The following is a 16,546-nucleotide window of genomic DNA, read 5'->3' as shown; positions in this document are numbered from 1 at the left end:
GTATTCAGCGGCCATGCCGGCGTGACGGGGCGAGTTTTGGCCTGTGGGTAGGAGCGAGGAGAGAGCGATGTGCAGACATCGTGACCGAGGAGCGACGCCCTCCACAGGCCAAAAAACGCCCCGCCGCGACGCGGTCGCCTGGAGAGGCGCGCTGGCCGCGTCGCTTGCTTGCGCGTAGCTTCGGCTACGCGTCTGCGCTGCGCTTCTCGCCAGCGCGCCTCTCCAGGCGATCACGCTCGGCATGGCCACTGAATACACACCCTCGACGCCCTGCGACCATGTTTTGGCCGCAAAGCACGACCAATTCCGAGGTCAAGGTGCGGTGCGGCGCGTCCGCTATAACCGCGGTTGCAGAGATGGTCATGAAGAAAGTTTGGGTTGCTTGCGTTGCCGGTCTGGCGACGGCCGCATGGAGCGCGCCGGCGGCGGCAATGTATGGCGACAGCGAGGCCTGCGCGCGCGGCGATACCGCGGTGCTGGTGCGCGTCGACGGATTCAAGGAGCGCGAGGGAACGCTCCGCGTCCAGATCTATGGCTCCAATCCGGCCGACTTCCTTGCCAAAGGCAAGAAGCTGCGCCGCATCGACGTGCCGGTCGCGAAGACGGGTCGCATGGAGGTGTGCGTCGCATTGCCGGCGCCGGGCGCCTATGCCGTCGCAGTCCGTCACGACATGGACGGCAATGGCAAGTCCGGCTGGTCCGACGGGGGTGGCTTTTCGCGGAATCCGAAGCTCTCGCTGTTCCACCTGAAGCCCAGCTATAACGACGTGGCGATCGAGGTTGGACGCGGCGTCCGGCCGGTGGACGTTCGGCTGCTGTACCGGAACGGCCTGTCGATCGGCCCGGCGCGGGAGAGCTGATGGCCTGCGTCGCGCTCCTTTCCAATCCGCGCTCGACGGGCAACCGCGCCCTGCTGCCGCGTGTCCGCGCCTATTGCGCACGAAATCCCGACATCTTTCACTACGAAGTCGAAGAGATCGGCCAGATTCCCGATGCGATGCGGACGATCGCCCGGGTGAGCCCGAAAGTCCTCGTCATCAATGGCGGCGACGGGTCGGTGCAGGCAGCGCTGACGGAGCTGCATGGCGGAAAATATTTCGGCGAGACACCGCCGCCGGTCGCCGTGCTGCCCAACGGCAAGACCAACCTGATCGCGCTCGACCTGGGGGCGCAGGGCGACCCGCTCGACGCGCTCGCCAGGATCGTCGAGCTCGCTCAATCGGATCTGGCGCCGCACACCGTGCAACGCGAACTGATCGCGCTTTCGGACGGGCGCGACAGCCGGCCGGTGCTGGGCATGTTCCTCGGCGGCGCGGGGCTGGCCGATTCGATCCTGTTCTGCCGGACCAAGATCTATCCGCTCGGGCTTCCCAACGGGCTCAGTCACGTGCTGACCGCGTTGGCGGTGCTGGTGTCGGTGGTGCTCGGCGTTCGCGCGGCCTTCCTGCCGCCGCGCCCGGCGCCGGTGAGCGTGTCGCTGAAGCGCGGCGGCCAGTTTTCCGGGCGTTTCACGTTGCTGATCGTGACCACGCTGGAGCGGTTGCTGCTGGGCAGCAAGACCGAAAGCGACACGGGGCGGCTGAAGCTGATGGCGGTCGAGCAGGGGCCGGTGACGCTGCTCCGCGCGCTAGCGGCGAGCATCCGCGGTCGGCTCGGGCGCAACCGGCTCCAGGGCGTGCATATCGAGCAGGGCGACGAGATCGAGATTGCGGGAGACCGCTCGAACGTCATCCTTGACGGCGAGCTGTTCGAGACCAGCGCCGGCAACCCGATCGTGCTCCGCACCACCGCGCCGGTTCCGTTCCTGAAGCTGGCGGCTTAGTTTCGGCCCGAATGGGCGACCTGGAACAGTTGATTGCGGACGAACTGGCGCAGCCGGTCGATCCGCGCGCTGTGGATGCGGCGGCAGCGATTGCGGCCGGCTATCCCGGCGCGCGCGCGGTGCTTTTCTACGGATCGTGCCTCAGGACCGGCGCGATCGACGGGCAGATGCTCGATTTCTACCTGATCGTCCGCGACTATCGCGAAGCGTATGGCAAGCGCTGGCTGGCCTGGGCCAACCTACTGATCCCGCCGAACGTGTTCCCCTTCGAGCGAAACGGCGTCGCCGCTAAGTATGCGGTGTTGAGCGAAGCCGACTTCATGCGCCTGACCGGGCCGGAGGCGAGCACCGTGTCCGTGTGGGCGCGGTTCGCACAGCCGGCGCGGCTGGTCTGGGCTGCGGACGATGCGGCGCGGGACGCTTCCGTGCAGGCGGTTGCACGCGCGCCCGCGACATTGCTGTCGCTCGCGCCTGTGAAGGGTGATCTGCTGGAGCGCTGGCGCGCCGGGTTCACGCTGACGTACAGCGCCGAGCTTCGCGCCGAACGCGGCGACCGGCCCGGCGCGATCGTCGACTGGGATCCTGCACGCTACGAGCGGATCGGCAGCGCGATTACGCCGATGCCGCTCTATTCCGCCGCACGTTGGCGCAGCCTCCGCCGCATGGGCAAGCTGATGACGCTGGTGCGGCTGGCGAAGGCGAGCCTGACTTTTGCCGGCGGCGTCGATTATCTCGCGTGGAAGATCAACCGGCACGCCGGCGCCGGCATTGTCGTGAAGCCGTGGCAGCGGCGGCACCCGCTGCTCGGCGCGATCATTCTGCTGCCGCGGCTGCTTCGAAAGGGTGCGGTCCGCTAGTCCTGGCGAGCGCCGCCTGCACGGCGCCGGACAGCGCACCGATCGTGAACGGCTTGCGCAGCACGCCGTGCCCGCCGAACGCCGCCGCCTCGTCGATCTCGCCGGCATAGCCCGTCACGAACAGAATACCGAGATGGGGGTGACGCGGCTGGAGCGAAGCGATCAGCTCGGGGCCGGTCGTCCCCGGCATCACCACGTCGGACAGGACCAGCCGCACGTCGGGATGGGCGTCGATCAGCGCTTCGGCCCGGTCGGGCGTCGCGCACGGGATCGGGTGATGGCCAAGCTCGGCGAGCGCCTCGACTGTTGCGTTCAGCACGCGGGGATCATCCTCGACGACAAGAATCGTCGCCTGTTCTTCCATCCGCTGCCGAACTGGCAGGCGGGACGGCGGCAGCTCCGTCGGCGCGATGCGCTTCACTCCGCTGAAGCGCGGCAGCAGCAGTGTGACGGTCGTGCCGATGCCTGGCTGCGACGCGATCACGATTTCGCCCAGCGACTGGCGGACGAACCCGAAAATCTGGCTGAGGCCCAGGCCGGTGCCCTTGCCGACCGGCTTGGTCGTGAAGAACGGCTCAAACACGCGGTCGAGCACCGTCCGGTCCATGCCGCAGCCGGTATCGGCGACCGAGATCGCGACATAATCGCCGGCCCGCATGTCGCCGAGTTCGCCTTCGCCCACGATCCGCGTGCCCGTGCCGATGGTCAGCGTGCCATCCCCGTCCATCGCATCGCGCGCATTGACCGCGAGGTTGAGCAGGGCGTTTTCGAGCTGGTGCTTGTCGACCCACACCGCCCAGTCGGCGCTGGCGAACCGGGTGCGCACCTTGATCCGCTCGCCCAGCGTGCGATCGAGCAGGTCCGTCATGCCAGCGATTAGCGCGTCGGGCGAAACGGCTTCGGGCAAAAGCGGTTCGGCGCGCGCGAAAGCGAGCAGGCGCCGGGTGAGCGCAGCCGCGCGACTGGCACCTTCCATTGCGTTTTCGATGTGGCGGCCGGCATCGTCGCTGCCATCGGTCAGTCGGCGTTTTGCCAGCTCCAGGCCACCGATCACGACGGCCAGCATGTTGTTGAAGTCGTGAGCGATACCGCCGGTTAGCTGGCCGACCGCGTCCATCTTCTGCGCCTGGCGGAGCTGTGCCTCGGCTGATTCGCGCTCTGCCGCCTCGGCAAGCAGCGCAGTGTTGGCGCGGCGCAGCTCGGCCGTACGCGCGGCGACAGCCTCTTCCAGATTTTCGGCGCGCCGCGCGACTTCGTCTGCGTCCCGCCGCGCGGCACGACGCCCGGCGACGGCCTGGACCACGCTGTAGCCCAGCACTCCCGCGCCGATGACCAGGAGCAGCGCAAAGGCCAGCAGCAATGTCGCCGCCCAGTTCGACTGGTCGAGCGTCGCGTTGGCGTGGTTGATCCGCGCGTCGAGAACGCGATTCTCGATGTCGATGATTCGATCGAGCGTGTCGTTCAGCTCTTTGCGGTTCGCGACCTTGCCAGCCCGATCGAAAATGGCGAGGCCGCTGATCTTCTGGTCGTAGCGGGTGCGAAGCGCCGCGCTCGACAGCAGCCGCCCCCGCTGGTCGTAATAGGCGCGCAGCTTTGCGGCGAGCGCTGCCTGCTGCGGATTCTCGCGGGTGACTTCGCGAAGCCGATTGATCGCCAATCCGGCCCGCCGCCAATCGTCGACATAGACCCGTCCGAACTCGGGCTGAAGGTTGACCACGTAGCGGCCGAGGCTCAGCTCCGCCTCCGCCATCGTGCTCTGCAGCGTGCGGACGAGGATGATCACTTCGAAGCTGTGCCGCTGGGCGGCGAGCGCTTCGTCGCGCTGGCGGCTGGAATTGGTGACGAAGACGGTGAGGGCGATCAGGCCGACCGCGACCATCAAGGCGAGCGCGATCGCCAGTGCGCGACGCACGCTGATCGAGCCCTGCCCGACCTCATGGCCTGAAATCTCACCCATCCCCACGCCGCTATGAACAAAGCGGCGTGAACGGCGGCTGTCCAGCGCCGTTAAGGGATTACGGACATTTGGCGGCCGGCCTGTGCGAACATGTCGACGATCCGTTCGACCTGCTCGCCCGTATGCTCGGCGCAGAGGGAGCAGCGCAGCAGATACATGCCGGCGGGCGTCGCCGGCGGACGGGCCATGTTGACGTAAAGCCCGTGCTCCAGCAGCGCCTGCCACATGCCGACCGCCTGCTCCTGCGTCGGCAGGATCACGGCGATGATCGCGGATTGCGGCGTGTCGGTGCCGAGCGTGAAGCCGAGCTGCGTCAGCCCGTCATGCACGCGCCGCGCATTCTCCCACAAATGCTGGCGCTTGTTGTGGGCATGGCGAAGCTTGCGGATCGACGTCGCCGCGGTCGCGACCACCGACGGCGGCAACGAAGCGGTGAAGATATAGGGGCGGCAGGCCAGCCGGATCGCCTCGAATTTCGGGTGGTTCGACACGCAGAAGCCGCCGACAGTACCGACCGACTTGGAGAAGGTGCCGACAACGAAATCGACCTCCCCTTCCAGTCCCTGGTCTTCGTAGACGCCGCGGCCGTTGGCGCCGAAAAAGCCCATCGAGTGCGCCTCGTCGACCAGCACCATCGCGCCGTGCTTCTTCGCGACCGCGACCATCTCCTTCAGCGGGGCGATATCGCCCATCATCGAATAGACGCCCTCGAGCACGACGAGCTTGCCTGGCTCAGGCGGCAGCCGGCCCAGCCGCTTGTCGAGATCCTCGACCGAATTGTGGCGGAAGCGGACGATTTCCGCCGCGCCCATCGAGCAGCCGTCATAGATGCTGGCGTGGCTGTCGGCATCGAGGATGATGTACTCGCCCCTGCCGGCGAGGGTGGAGATCATGCCCAGATTGGCCATGTAGCCGGTCGAAAAGACGATCGCGCCGCTGGTGCCGTAGAACTCGCGCAGCGCCTGCTCGACTTCCATATGGTCGCGGAACGTGCCGTTCAGCATCCGGCTGCCGTTGGTGCCGGAGCCGAACGTGTCGAGCGCGTCCTTGCCCGCCGCGATCACGTCCGGGTCGAACGTCATGCCCATGTAATTGTAGGTGCCGAGCAGGATTGTCTTCTTGCCCTGGATCACCGCTTCGGTGGGTGAGAGCACTTGCTCCATCACGATCGCGAACGGATCGCGCACGCCGCTGTCGAGCAGCGCCTGGCGCTCCGCGATCAGCCCGTCGAATTTGGACATCAGGTCGCGCTCCGGCGCGATCCTCTCGAAAACGGGCGCGTCGGCTGTCTGGAGACTGTCGGTCATCGATTCAGCCCTTCAGCCGGCCCACCGCGTCGACCAGCTGGCCGACGGTTTCGATTTCCGCCTGCATGTTCATCGTGATGATGATGTCGAACTCGTCCTCGACGGCAGCGACGAAGTCCATCACCGTCAGGCTGTCCCATTCGAGATCGCCTGCGAAGGTGGTCGAATCGGTCAGCGCCACGCCCTTCTTGTTGAACGGCTCGATCAGGCGGCGGACGGTCTTTTCAATTTCTTGACGGTCGGACATGAGCGGCCCCTAATGCTCTTCGGCGCGACTTGCCAAGGGATTGCGGCTGAAGGGTGGCAGCGCCGCGACTGAACATGGGGGATCATTTGCCGTACGAAGCCAAGCAGAAACGCTACGCGCCCGACGCGATTCACCTGATCCGCACGACCCAGCAGATCCAGGTCCAGCTGTCGGCCATGGCGGACGCCAAGGCGAGCATCCTGATGGGTGCCACCTTCGTCGTGTTCACGATTACCCTCAACCAGACGTCGAAAGGCTATGTCGCGCCGGAAATGCTGGTGCTCGCCGCCTTTGCCCTCGCTTCCGCGGCGCTGGCGGTGATGGCGGTGCTGCCCGCGGTCGGGCCCAAGCCCGGCACGCCGCTCAACCTGCTGTTCTTCGGCTCGTTCACCCAGCTTGGCCAGGAAGAGTATATCGACACGCTGATCGAGCACATGCAGGAGGAAGAGGAGGTGTACCGCACGATGGCGCGGGACATCTACCAGCACGGCAACGTGTTGCGGCGCAAGAAATACCGGTTTCTCGCCTTATCCTACCGGACTTTCCTGACTGGCATGGTGCTGACGGTGCTGACCTTCGCGGTCGACCGGCTGCACCTGATCCACCTCTAGGGTGTGTCCTCATACCCAGCACCGGCGTGACGGGGCGTATTTTGGCCTGTGGCTAGGAGCGAGGAGGGACGCGATGTGGGACATCGCGCCCGACGAGCGACGCCGCCACGGTCCAAAAGACGCCCCGCCCCGGAGGGGTCGCCTGCAGAGGCGCGCTCGGTGCTGGATGTGAGGACACACCCTAGAGCCAGCCGGCCGCCCTGTAGGCGACCGCGGTCGCCTTCAGCCCGGCATTCGTCTCGATATGCGGCCGCCAGAGCTCGGCCGGCGGGCGGCGATGGGCGACCCAGTCGGGATGGCTGAAGTAATTGGCGCGATCGAGCGTCAGCTTGGCGCGCTTGCCGCGAACCAGCCGGTCGATCCGCGCGCCGGCCCGCATCAGCCCGCGCGGCACCGACAGGGTCGTCACACGCCTGCGGCCGACCGCGGCCCCGATCGCCTCGGCGAACTGCTTGTGGGTCCAGCCCTGCGCATAGCCGTCGTCCGGCTCATAGGTGTCGCCAAGTGTTTCCTCATGGCTGATCAGTGTCAGCAGGAAACGGCTGAGATCGCTGACCTCGATCACCGAAAGCTTGCCGTGCGGGGGCAGGAAAACGAGCCCGCGCTTGGCCATCTTGAACAGCTCCAGCGTCTCGCGGTCGCCGGGGCCGTAGACGGCCGGCGGCCGCACGATCGTCCAGTCGAGCCCGCTTGCGCCGACCACCTGCTCCGAACGGGCCTTGGACCAGCCATAGTCGGACAGCTCCGGCTCGCGCGCGGCCATCGAGCTGACATGGATGAAGCGGCGCGCGCCGGCGGCCTTGGCGGCTTCGACCATGTTCAGCGTCCCGAACACATTGTCTGACTGAAAGCCGGCGCGGTCGGCGGCGTTGATCGCGCCGGCGACGTGGATCACGACGTCGGCGCCGACGGCGAGGCGGACGAGCGATTCGGGCTGGTCGAGCGAGCCGTCGACCCACCGGATCTTCGAACCGGACGATTGCGGCTTGCGGGTGAGTGCGCGCACCGAATGGCCGCGCATCGCCGCATGACGGACGAGGGTTGCGCCGACAAATCCGGTGCCGCCGGTGATGGCGAGGGTGGGAAGGGGCATCAGGTCTTCAAATCAGAACGAGGTGGTCACGGTGCACGAGCGCCGAACGAGGCGCATAGCCGAGGATTTCGGCTTGCGCATCGCTCTTCGTGCCAAGGATGCGCGCAGCGTCGGCGGAATCATATTCGGAAAGCCCGCGTGCGACCGGTTGTTCCTGATGCAGGATCGTCACCACGTCGCCGCGCGCGAAGCTGCCGTCGATGCCCAGAGCGCCGGCCGCGAGCAGGCTGGCGCCGCCCGCCAATGCCGAGGCCGCCCCGGCATCGATCCGGATCGCGCCGCGCGCGGTCAGCCGGCCGGTGAGCCACGACTTTCGGGCCCGCGCCCGCTTGTCCGGCACGAACAGCGTGTGCCGTGCCTCTGCCGACAACGGCCGCTCGATCCGGCCCGAGGCGATCGCGAGCGCCACGCCCGCGCTTGTCGCGATGCGCGCGGCTTCGAGTTTCGAGGCCATGCCGCCGGACCCCATGCCGGACGCCGAGCCGCGATCCGCCATCGCCTCGATCGCCGCGTCGATCCGTTCGACCCGGCCGATGTGCACCGCGCCAGGCAGCGCGGGATTGCGATCGTAGAGTCCGTCGACATCGCTCAGCAGCAGCACGCCTTGCGCTTGCGCGGCCTGTGCGACCCGGGCGGCGAGCCGGTCATTGTCGCCGAAGCGGATTTCGGCGGTTGCGACCGAGTCATTCTCGTTGATGACCGGAACGGCGCCGAGGCTCAGCAGGCGGTCAAGGGTCGCAGCAGCATTCAGGTAGCGGCGACGGTCCTCGAGATCGTCCAATGTGACCAGCATCTGCGCGGCGGTCAGTCGCTCCGCATCCAGCACCTCCGCCCAGACCTGGCTTAGCGCAATCTGCCCCGTCGCTGCAGCAGCCTGCGCATCCTCCAGCGAAGCGCGGCCGCCCTTCGCGAGCCCGAGCCGGCGCGCGCCGAGCGCGATCGCGCCCGACGAGACGACCGCGACTTGCTGCCCCGCGTGCACCCGCGCAGCGATGTCGGCGGCCACTCCTCGAAGCCAGTCCCGCCGAATGCCGCCGTCCGGGTCCACAAGCAGCGCCGACCCGATCTTGACGATCAGGCGCGGACAGGCTGCGGGCGGAAAGAGCGGCATCGACTGCCGTTAGCGCGCGCGGCCGCGCCAGGCCAATGCCGGAAGGCGCGGATCAGGCGGTCCGCAACCGCCTCTGCCTGCGCGCGGCAGCGCCGGCGAAGCCGAAACCGGCGATCATCATCGCCCAGGTCGCCGGCTCTGGGATCACGGCCAGGTTCGTGATCTTGAACCCGTCGATCCGGCCATCGGCATTGGTGAAATCCGCGCCGATTAGCCAGAGGTTGCCCCAATGGAGGTTGGGGTTGATGTTACGTGTATTGCTGTTGCCGCTGTTGTTGGGGGACAGCGACGTGTAGGTGCCGCTGAACAGCGCATTCAGCACCGACACGTTCTGGTTGTTGAGGTTCAGGCCGCTGTTCCAGCTTGCCGTCGTGGTGCCGTATTTCAGCGTCGCGTCGCTGTCCTTGCCGAAATTGTAGACCTCGAACGTGTTGAACGTCGCGGTCATCAGCGCGACCGGCTTGTCGAACTGCAGGAGGACGAAGTCCTTGCGGTTGTAATTGTCGATCGTGTGCTGGTTGTTGGCCCCGTTATTGTCGTCGCCGGAGGTGACGCCCAGGCCACCCGAATACACCATCAGCTTGGAATCGCGCACATAAGTGACGCCGTTCACTTTCTCGAGGCTCCAGCCGGTCGCGCGGACCTTGAACGTGCCGAGATCGGGAGACGTCGCGCTGAAGATTCGGGCGTTGCCGTCGGCGATGTTGGTGTTGCTTCCGACAGTGAAGTTGAACACCGCGGGCGTTTTCGTGCCGAATGCAGAGGCCCCGGAAGGAAGCGTGAAAGCAGCGGCGACGGCCAGCACGGCCCAGCGGTTCACTGTCATGGAAACCCCCCGCAATCTAGCCGCGAAACGATACATCCGTGCCGCGGACGCATGGTGCGATGATTACCGAGTCGCTTTAGCGCAATTTCGTGAACGCGTCACCGATTCTTCGGCAATTGTGCGTCGATTTGGGGCAGTTCTAACCTAGGTTGGCGACCATTCGATCGCGTCTTCACCCTGGTCGTCAGGGCCGACTGCAGAGGCCTCGGGGCCGATCGCTTCCAACAGCTTGTCCAGCGCCCAATCGACACCGACGCCGCTGGCGCCGGAGATCGGAATGACCGGGTGGCCGCTCGCCGCCTCAAGCTCGGCCGACAAGGCGGCGATCAGCTCGTCGTCGAGCGTGTCGATCTTGTTCAGCGCGACGACCACCGGCTTGTCGCCAAGCCCGGCGCCATAGGCTTCGAGCTCGTCGCGCACCACGCGGTAGCTCTCGCCGACATCCTCGTCATTCGCATCGACCAGGTGGAGGAGGACCCGGCAGCGTTCGATATGGCCAAGGAACCGGTCGCCGATGCCGGCGCCGTCGGCGGCGCCTTCGATCAGGCCGGGAATGTCAGCGATCACGAACTCGCGGCCCTTGTGGCGGACCACGCCAAGCTGCGGCCGGGTGGTCGTGAATGCATATTCGCCGACCTTCGCCTGCGCGTTGGTCACGGCGTTGATGAAGGTCGACTTGCCGGCATTCGGAAGCCCGACCAGGCCGGCGTCGGCAAGCAGCTTGAGCCGCAGCCATACCCACGCTTCCTCGGCGGGCCAGCCGCTGCCGTGCTGGCGCGGCGCGCGGTTGGTCGACGTCTTGTAGCTGGCATTGCCGCGCCCGCCGTCGCCGCCGCGCAGAAAGACCATGCGCTGGCCGACCCTCGTCAGGTCGGCGAGCAGGCTGCGATCCTCGTCGTCGGCAAGGATCTGCGTGCCGACCGGGACCTTGATCACGAGGTCGTCGCCGCCCGCGCCGGTTTTGTTGCTGCCGGAGCCGCCGGTGCCGCGGGGCGCGCGGAAATGCTGGGTGTAGCGGAAATCGATCAGCGTATTGAGGCCGGCGACCGCCTCGAACACGATATCGCCGCCCTTGCCGCCATTGCCGCCGTCCGGGCCGCCATATTCGATGAATTTTTCACGGCGAAAGCTAACCGCGCCGGGGCCGCCGGCACCGGAGCGCACGAAGATTTTCGCCTGATCGAGAAAGTGCATGGCGCGGCAGATAGGGCCCTTGCGCCCCTGCGCCTAGCCCTCGCGCCGCTGCTCCACCGTCGCCGACAACTTGGCCGCCGCGAGCTCGCGCGCGGTGTCGCGGGGCAGGCCGAGCGCGTTCGCCATCGCTTCGCCGAGCAGGGCGTCGCCCAGCGCGCTCAGCACCAGGTCGAGCGTGTCGCGGCGCATGTCCTCGTCGTGGGTGGTGCCGTCGCTCAGCTGATCCATCAACCGGTGAATCGCCTGCAGAATCGGATCGAGCGCATCGTCATTGCCCGACAGGATCGCCCAGGAGGCAAGCGCGCCACCGCCTTTTTCGAAGGCGTCGAAGGTCATGTCAACCACGGCCCGCGGCGAGCCCTCGCCCGTGCGCGCCTTCAGCACCGCCGCGCCGATCTGCTGCGTGATCCGTTCGGCCATGGTTTCGGCAAGCGCCTTCTGCAGCCCGGCGGCCGAACCGAAATGATGGAGCAGGTTCGCGTGCGTGCGTCCCATCCGCGACGCCACCGCCTTCAGCGTGACGGCCTGAGGGCCCGCTTCGATCAGCAGGTCGCGAGCCGCCTCCAGTGCGGCGGAGCGGCTGGCTTCGGGCGACAGGCGGCGTTTGGCGAGAGACATGGCGCTGTCCTACGTCATCCGTGGCCTGAGGGGAAATCGCGAGAGATATTGACATTAGTGTCAGTATATGATCTCTTCAACTCTGAGGAGACTCGCTCATGGAATTCGCCGCGAAGACGCCTGCCGACTTGACGATCACGCCGCGCGATCGGCGCTTCGGGCGCGGTGCGAGGCAGGCGCGCTGGTGGCACGGCGGCGACCCGATCGCGACCGCCTGGCACAATGCGCTGTCGATCACCTTTCCCCGAGGCGAGGCCTTCTTCATCGAAAGCGTGAAGGCGTTTCGCGACGGCGCGCCGCCGAAGCTGGAGGCGGAGATCAAGGCCTTCACGATGCAGGAGGTCATGCACAGCCGCGAGCATGTCGCGTTCAACAAGCGGGTGACCGAGGCCGGCTATGACGTGTCAGGGCTGGAGAAAGCGGTGGTGGATTCGCTGGAGCTCACCAAAGGGCGCCCGCAGATCCTGAACCTCGCCGTCACAATGGCGCTGGAGCATTACACGGCGATGCTCGCGCAGATGATGCTGACCCACCGGCGCTATTTCGCCGGCGTCAACGCCGAGATGAAGGCGATGTGGCAGTGGCACGCGATCGAGGAGATCGAGCACAAGGGCGTGGCCTACGACACGTGGCTGCACGCGACGCGCGACTGGACGCGGTGGAAGCGATGGAAAGTGAAGAGCATCATGATGCTGCTCGTCACCTATCGCTTCTGGACAAAGCGCTGGCAGGGCACGCTCGAGCTGCTGGCGCAGGATAAGATCGGCGGCGCGAAAGCGCGAGCGCGGCTGCTCTGGTATCTAGTCGCGGCGCCGGGGCCGGTGACCCGGATCCTTCCCGCCTGGATCGCCTATTTCCTGCCGGGCTTCCACCCGTGGAACCATGACGACCGCGCGCTGATCCAGCGGGCGGACAGCGCCTATGCGGACGCGCGGGTTCCGGCTGCGGCCTGACGCTAAATCGAACGACCCTCGACGTCGGCACAAACGAAAACGCCGGCGGCTCGTCGAGCCGCCGGCGCTTCGTTTCGCGTTTGAGCGATCGGCTTATGCGCTGACCGACTTATCGCTGCTTTCGGCAACGGCGTAGATCACGCCGACGAGGGCCGCGAACACCAGCACGCCGATCAGAGCCGTGCCGCCGGCGAGGTGCTCACCGTCGGCCGAAGTGCTCGCACGAGCCGACGACGCAATCGAAAGCTTCGATGCGCTGCTCTGGGCAAGAGCCGGAGCCGCCACCAGGCTCGCCGCTGCAACAGCAGCCATCAAACCACGCTTGAACATTCTTTGCCTCCCTGAACGGCACAAATAGTGAATCTCGTGAGCGATCAACCCGCTCACCCAGACCGTCTGTAGCCGATCCGAAACGGAAGGCAAGCACCGCCCGGCCGTTTCTGCCGCGGTGTTGTGATTTTGCTACACCTGCCAGAGCCTTGGCGCGCCCCTCGGTTCGCCGCAGCATCTCGTTTCGCGCGCGCATTCCATTGCAACGCCGCCGGTCCGCTCACGTTGGTGCCGCGACCCTGAGCAGGAGACCGAAAATGAAGGCGCTCGTCTGGCACGGCAAGCAGGACATACGCTACGAAACCATGCCCGATCCTGAGATCGAGGACGGGCGCGACGCAATCATCAAGGTGACCAGCTGCGCGATCTGCGGATCGGACCTGCACCTGTTCCATAACTTCATGCCCGGCATGAAGCCGGGTGACATCGTCGGCCATGAGACGATGGGCGAGGTCGTCGACGTCGGCAAGGGCAACAAGGCACTGAAGGTCGGCGACCGCATCGTCGTTCCCTTCACAATCTGGTGCGGCGAATGCCACCAGTGCAAACGCGGCAACTATTCGGTGTGCGAGCGCTCGAACCGCAATGCCAAGCTCGCCGAACTCGCGTTCGGACACACGACCGCGGGCCTGTTCGGCTACACCCACCTGACCGGCGGCTATCCGGGCGGACAGGCCGAATATCTGCGCGTGCCGATGGCCGACACGACGCATATCAAGGTGCCAGATCATTTCACCGACGAGCAGGCGCTGTTCCTGTCCGATATTCTGCCGACCGGATGGCAGGCCGCGGTCTGGTGCGACATCGAGCCGGAAGACACAGTCGCGATCTGGGGCGCGGGGCCGGTCGGCCAGATGGCGATCCGCAGCGCGGTCCTGCTGGGGGCCAAACAGGTGATCGCGATCGACTTCCTGCCTGAGCGCCTCAGCATGGCGGCCGCCGCCGGCGCGATCACGATCAACCCGGGCGAGGAGAGCGTGAAGGACCGGCTGAACGAGCTCACCGACAATATGGGCCCAGACAAGTGCATCGACGCGGTGGGCATGGAATCGCATTCGCAGATCCTGCCCGAGCATCTTTACGACCGGACCAAGCAGAGCCTGATGATGGAAACCGACCGGCCGCATGTGCTGCGCGAGATGATGCTGATGTGCCGTCCCGGCGGCGTGCTGGCCGTGGCGGGCGTCTATGGCGGCGTGCTGGACAAAATCCCGTTCGGCGCGCTGATGAACAAGGGCCTGACGCTGCGAACCGGCCAGACCCACGTCAATCGCTGGACCGATGAGCTGATCGAGCTGATCGACGAAGGCGCGCTCGATCCGAGCTTCGTGATCACGCACACCGAGCCGCTGGCGAACGGCCCGCAAATGTATCCGACGTTTGAAAGCCGGAAGGACAATTGCATCAAGGTGGTGCTGAAGCCCGGACAGGAGGCGGCGTAATGGCTTGGAAATATGGCAGCGACAGCTCACTCACCGGCTCGGATGCCCTGGTGCGCGGCATCGGCCTGTTTGCCCTCGGGCTGGGCGTTGCCGAGATGGTCTCGCCCGGCCGGTTCACGAAAATGTTCGGTCTTGAAGGCAAGGAAAACCTGATCCGCGCCTATGGCGTGCGCGAGATCGGCTCCGCGATCGGCACGCTGTCGATCAATCCGCAGCCGGCGCTGTGGGCACGTGCGGCCGGCGACATGATGGACCTAGTCACGGTCGCGCTCGGCACCCGCAGCGACAATCAGGAGCAGAAGCGCAACGCCTGGATCGGCATCGGCGCAGCGGCCGGCTTCGCCGCGCTCGACGCGTTCGCGGCGACGCTGATGGGAAAACGCGGCGGCGAACGACCACCGCCGGCCGATTACAGCGACCGCTCCGGCCTGCCGAAGGGCGTCGAGGCGTCCCGCGGCTATTACCGCCAGAAGCGCGAGAAGGGCCCCGCCGTCGCAACCCACGACATGCGCAAGGACCGCATGCATTCGGGCGGTACGCAGGCCGATTCGGATCGGTCCGGCCGTGCCGGCAATCCGGCGCAGACCGAGACCGATATCGGGCCGCCGCCAATCCCGGCCGGAACGGCGGTCAGCTGACGCAGCTCTGGATCGGTGCTCCCGGAACTGGCGTGCGGGAGCGCCGTTCCTGTGCGATGGCCGAGAGCGACCTCCACGCGCCCGAGCTCCGGATCGCTCCCGAGCGCGAGGATTTCTACGCCGAGAGCCTCGACCTGCTGGTTCAGTCCGGCCATCCGTTCCTGCTGTCCGGCACGTTCGCGCTGTCCTGCTACACCGGCATCAATCGCCCGACCAAGGACGTGGACGTGTTCGCGAAACCCAGCGACGCGCTCAAGGTCCTCGCCTGGTTCCGGGAGCATGGCCGCGCGGTCGAGATGGTGGACGAACGCTGGCTGGCGCGGATCACGCGCGGCGATCTGTTCATGGACCTGATCTTCTCGATGCCGACATCCGGCACGTCGGTCAGCGACGACTGGTTCCGGTCAGCGCCCAAGGCGCAGATCTACGACAGCGTCGTCCATCTCGTTCCTCCGACCGAGTTCATCGTATCGAAAATCTTCGTGCAGGACCGCTACCGTTATGACGGCGCGGACGTCGCGCACGTGATCCTGAAGAAGCATGAGGAGATCGACTGGCGGCGGCTGCTCGATCATCTCGAGCTCTATTGGGAAGTGCTGCTGATGGCGCTGCTCAATTTCCGCTTCGTCTACCCGAGCGAGCGCGACCTGATCCCCAAATGGCTGATGGATGAGCTGCTCGAGCGGCTGGCGCAGCGCGGGATGCCTGGCCCCGGCGTGAAGGTCTGCCGCGGCCGCATCTTCAGCCCCCGCGACTATCAGATCGACGTCGCCGAATGGGGCTTTTCCGAAGCCTTCGGCAATCTGGAAGAACGCTATGAGCACCACTGACACGCTGACCATCGCCGCGATCGGCGACCTGCACGTGACCGAGGCGGCAACGCGCCCCTATTCCGATCTGTTCAAGGAAATGTCGGACCAGGCCGACGTGATCGTGCTCGCCGGCGACCTCACCAATTTCGGCAAGACGAAAGAGGCGGAAATCCTGGCCGAGGATATCCGCTGCGCGACCAAGCCGGTGATCGGCGTGCTCGGCAATCACGATCATGAATGCGGGCAGCCGGAAACGGTCGCGCACATCCTGCACCAGGCCGGCATGACGATCCTGGACGAACAGGCGGTCGAGCTGGAAGGGGTCGGCTTTGCCGGGGTGAAGGGATTCCTGGGCGGTTTCGGCCGCGGCGAGCTTGCGCCGTTCGGCGAAGGGCCGCTGAAGGCGATCGTCGAGGAAGCGAACAACGAAGCGCGCAAGCTCGAAAACGGCCTTCGCTCGCTGCGCACCGAGCGATCGGTCGCGGTGCTCCATTATTCGCCGATCCCGCAGACGCTGGAAGGCGAGCCGATCGAGATTTTCCCCTGGCTCGGCTCGGCCCGGCTGGCGGATGCGATCGACCGGTTCGATCATGTGAAACTGGTCGTTCACGGCCATGCGCACCACGGCGCGTATGAGGGACGGACGATGCGGGGAACGCCGGTCTACAATGTCGCGCAATTCGTGGTGCGGCCGAAATTCGACCGGCCGTACGCGCTGTTTACGGTCT

General features: G+C 66.3%; 18 protein-coding genes. 9 read left to right on the top strand and 9 right to left on the bottom strand.

Annotated features, from left to right (window positions below; translation table 11 throughout):
• The first annotated feature begins 362 nt into the window (after positions 1-362).
• The 3 genes from SCH01S_RS08655 to SCH01S_RS08645 are packed head-to-tail and all read left to right on the top strand — an operon-like array spanning position 363 to position 2,679.
• On the top strand, positions 363-860 hold the full coding sequence (locus SCH01S_RS08655) for a DUF2141 domain-containing protein (RefSeq protein ID WP_046348456.1): 498 nt from the start codon (positions 363-365) through the stop codon (positions 858-860).
• Positions 860-1,822: a diacylglycerol/lipid kinase family protein gene (locus tag SCH01S_RS08650; RefSeq protein ID WP_046348405.1), complete on the top strand. Its 963-nt coding sequence runs from the start codon at positions 860-862 to the stop codon at positions 1,820-1,822. Before SCH01S_RS08655 ends, SCH01S_RS08650 begins: the two co-directional genes overlap by 1 nt.
• Positions 1,823-1,833: 11 nt before the next feature.
• Positions 1,834-2,679 carry a hypothetical protein gene (locus SCH01S_RS08645; RefSeq protein WP_046348404.1) on the top strand — a complete coding sequence of 282 codons (846 nt, stop codon included), beginning with the start codon at positions 1,834-1,836 and terminating at the stop codon, positions 2,677-2,679.
• Here the strand turns inward: SCH01S_RS08645 and SCH01S_RS08640 are convergent.
• From SCH01S_RS08640 to SCH01S_RS08630, 3 genes are read right to left on the bottom strand one after another with little or no spacing between them, the layout of a single operon-like run.
• A complete protein-coding gene (locus tag SCH01S_RS08640; protein ID WP_046348403.1) occupies positions 2,636-4,636 on the bottom strand; it encodes an ATP-binding protein in 2,001 nt (666 codons plus the stop codon). The two genes, SCH01S_RS08645 and SCH01S_RS08640, sit on opposite strands and share 44 nt — an antisense overlap.
• Before the next feature lie 50 nt (positions 4,637-4,686).
• Complete coding sequence (spt, locus tag SCH01S_RS08635; RefSeq protein WP_046348402.1) at positions 4,687-5,943, bottom strand: serine palmitoyltransferase; 1,257 nt, start codon at positions 5,941-5,943, stop codon at positions 4,687-4,689.
• 4 nt (positions 5,944-5,947) lie between these two features.
• On the bottom strand, positions 5,948-6,190 hold the full coding sequence (locus SCH01S_RS08630; RefSeq protein WP_046348401.1) for an acyl carrier protein: 243 nt from the start codon (positions 6,188-6,190) through the stop codon (positions 5,948-5,950).
• A 74-nt stretch (positions 6,191-6,264) separates the two neighbouring features.
• On the opposite strand from SCH01S_RS08630, the gene SCH01S_RS08625 reads away from it, so the two are divergent.
• Positions 6,265-6,801 (top strand): Pycsar system effector family protein, encoded by a 537-nt coding sequence (locus SCH01S_RS08625; protein WP_046348400.1) that lies wholly within the window; start codon positions 6,265-6,267, stop codon positions 6,799-6,801.
• Positions 6,802-6,982: 181 nt separating this feature from the next.
• Here SCH01S_RS08625 and SCH01S_RS08620 read toward each other — a convergent pair whose 3' ends face one another.
• The 5 genes from SCH01S_RS08620 to SCH01S_RS08600 all read right to left on the bottom strand — a co-directional run bounded on the left by SCH01S_RS08620 (position 6,983) and on the right by SCH01S_RS08600 (position 11,643).
• Entirely contained in the window at positions 6,983-7,894 is a 912-nt protein-coding gene (locus tag SCH01S_RS08620) for an NAD-dependent epimerase/dehydratase family protein (RefSeq protein ID WP_046348399.1), read from the bottom strand.
• Positions 7,895-7,901: 7 nt separating this feature from the next.
• Positions 7,902-9,005, bottom strand: coding sequence for a glutamate 5-kinase (proB, locus tag SCH01S_RS08615; protein ID WP_046348398.1), 1,104 nt, complete (start codon positions 9,003-9,005; stop codon positions 7,902-7,904).
• Positions 9,006-9,057: 52 nt separating this feature from the next.
• The gene (locus SCH01S_RS16430; RefSeq protein WP_245612202.1) at positions 9,058-9,825 is read right to left on the bottom strand and encodes a PEPxxWA-CTERM sorting domain-containing protein; all 768 of its coding nucleotides are present in this window, start codon (positions 9,823-9,825) and stop codon (positions 9,058-9,060) included.
• A gap of 150 nt (positions 9,826-9,975) precedes the next feature.
• A complete protein-coding gene (obgE, locus tag SCH01S_RS08605) occupies positions 9,976-11,025 on the bottom strand; it encodes a GTPase ObgE (RefSeq protein ID WP_046348396.1) in 1,050 nt (349 codons plus the stop codon).
• 33 nt (positions 11,026-11,058) lie between these two features.
• Positions 11,059-11,643, bottom strand: coding sequence for a TetR/AcrR family transcriptional regulator (locus SCH01S_RS08600; protein WP_046348395.1), 585 nt, complete (start codon positions 11,641-11,643; stop codon positions 11,059-11,061).
• 98 nt (positions 11,644-11,741) lie between these two features.
• On the opposite strand from SCH01S_RS08600, the gene SCH01S_RS08595 reads away from it, so the two are divergent.
• Entirely contained in the window at positions 11,742-12,596 is an 855-nt protein-coding gene (locus SCH01S_RS08595; protein WP_046348394.1) for a metal-dependent hydrolase, read from the top strand.
• Between the two features lie 93 nt (positions 12,597-12,689).
• Here the strand turns inward: SCH01S_RS08595 and SCH01S_RS08590 are convergent, their stop codons facing one another.
• Complete coding sequence (locus SCH01S_RS08590) at positions 12,690-12,926, bottom strand: hypothetical protein (protein ID WP_046348393.1); 237 nt, start codon at positions 12,924-12,926, stop codon at positions 12,690-12,692.
• A gap of 257 nt (positions 12,927-13,183) precedes the next feature.
• On the opposite strand from SCH01S_RS08590, the gene SCH01S_RS08585 reads away from it, so the two are divergent.
• The 4 genes from SCH01S_RS08585 to SCH01S_RS08570 all read left to right on the top strand — a co-directional run.
• Entirely contained in the window at positions 13,184-14,368 is a 1,185-nt protein-coding gene (locus SCH01S_RS08585) for a zinc-dependent alcohol dehydrogenase (protein WP_046348392.1), read from the top strand.
• Positions 14,368-15,006, top strand: coding sequence for a DUF4267 domain-containing protein (locus tag SCH01S_RS08580; protein ID WP_052733867.1), 639 nt, complete (start codon positions 14,368-14,370; stop codon positions 15,004-15,006). The genes SCH01S_RS08585 and SCH01S_RS08580 overlap by 1 nt, the downstream gene beginning before the upstream one ends.
• Positions 15,007-15,062: 56 nt before the next feature.
• Positions 15,063-15,836, top strand: a complete 774-nt coding sequence (locus SCH01S_RS08575) for a nucleotidyltransferase (RefSeq protein WP_046348391.1) — start codon at positions 15,063-15,065, stop codon at positions 15,834-15,836.
• A partial coding sequence (locus tag SCH01S_RS08570; protein WP_157032866.1) for a metallophosphoesterase family protein occupies positions 15,823-16,546 on the top strand: 724 nt, incomplete at its 3' end. The genes SCH01S_RS08575 and SCH01S_RS08570, both read left to right, overlap by 14 nt.

This window comes from Sphingomonas changbaiensis NBRC 104936, assembly GCF_000974765.1.
GTDB lineage: Bacteria > Pseudomonadota > Alphaproteobacteria > Sphingomonadales > Sphingomonadaceae > Sphingomonas_B > Sphingomonas_B changbaiensis.
This window is presented reverse-complemented; position numbering and strand designations above follow the sequence as displayed.

Coding starts and splice junctions, on each gene's coding strand:
- SCH01S_RS08655 (WP_046348456.1), top strand. CDS start 363: ATGAAGAAAGTTTGGGTTGCTTGCGTTGCCGGTCTGGCGACGGCCGCA.
- SCH01S_RS08650 (WP_046348405.1), top strand. CDS start 860: ATGGCCTGCGTCGCGCTCCTTTCCAATCCGCGCTCGACGGGCAACCGC.
- SCH01S_RS08645 (WP_046348404.1), top strand. CDS start 1,834: ATGGGCGACCTGGAACAGTTGATTGCGGACGAACTGGCGCAGCCGGTC.
- SCH01S_RS08640 (WP_046348403.1), bottom strand. CDS start 4,636: ATGGGTGAGATTTCAGGCCATGAGGTCGGGCAGGGCTCGATCAGCGTG.
- spt (WP_046348402.1), bottom strand. CDS start 5,943: ATGACCGACAGTCTCCAGACAGCCGACGCGCCCGTTTTCGAGAGGATC.
- SCH01S_RS08630 (WP_046348401.1), bottom strand. CDS start 6,190: ATGTCCGACCGTCAAGAAATTGAAAAGACCGTCCGCCGCCTGATCGAG.
- SCH01S_RS08625 (WP_046348400.1), top strand. CDS start 6,265: ATGGGGGATCATTTGCCGTACGAAGCCAAGCAGAAACGCTACGCGCCC.
- SCH01S_RS08620 (WP_046348399.1), bottom strand. CDS start 7,894: ATGCCCCTTCCCACCCTCGCCATCACCGGCGGCACCGGATTTGTCGGC.
- proB (WP_046348398.1), bottom strand. CDS start 9,005: ATGCCGCTCTTTCCGCCCGCAGCCTGTCCGCGCCTGATCGTCAAGATC.
- obgE (WP_046348396.1), bottom strand. CDS start 11,025: ATGCACTTTCTCGATCAGGCGAAAATCTTCGTGCGCTCCGGTGCCGGC.
- SCH01S_RS08600 (WP_046348395.1), bottom strand. CDS start 11,643: ATGTCTCTCGCCAAACGCCGCCTGTCGCCCGAAGCCAGCCGCTCCGCC.
- SCH01S_RS08595 (WP_046348394.1), top strand. CDS start 11,742: ATGGAATTCGCCGCGAAGACGCCTGCCGACTTGACGATCACGCCGCGC.
- SCH01S_RS08590 (WP_046348393.1), bottom strand. CDS start 12,926: ATGTTCAAGCGTGGTTTGATGGCTGCTGTTGCAGCGGCGAGCCTGGTG.
- SCH01S_RS08585 (WP_046348392.1), top strand. CDS start 13,184: ATGAAGGCGCTCGTCTGGCACGGCAAGCAGGACATACGCTACGAAACC.
- SCH01S_RS08580 (WP_052733867.1), top strand. CDS start 14,368: ATGGCTTGGAAATATGGCAGCGACAGCTCACTCACCGGCTCGGATGCC.
- SCH01S_RS08575 (WP_046348391.1), top strand. CDS start 15,063: ATGGCCGAGAGCGACCTCCACGCGCCCGAGCTCCGGATCGCTCCCGAG.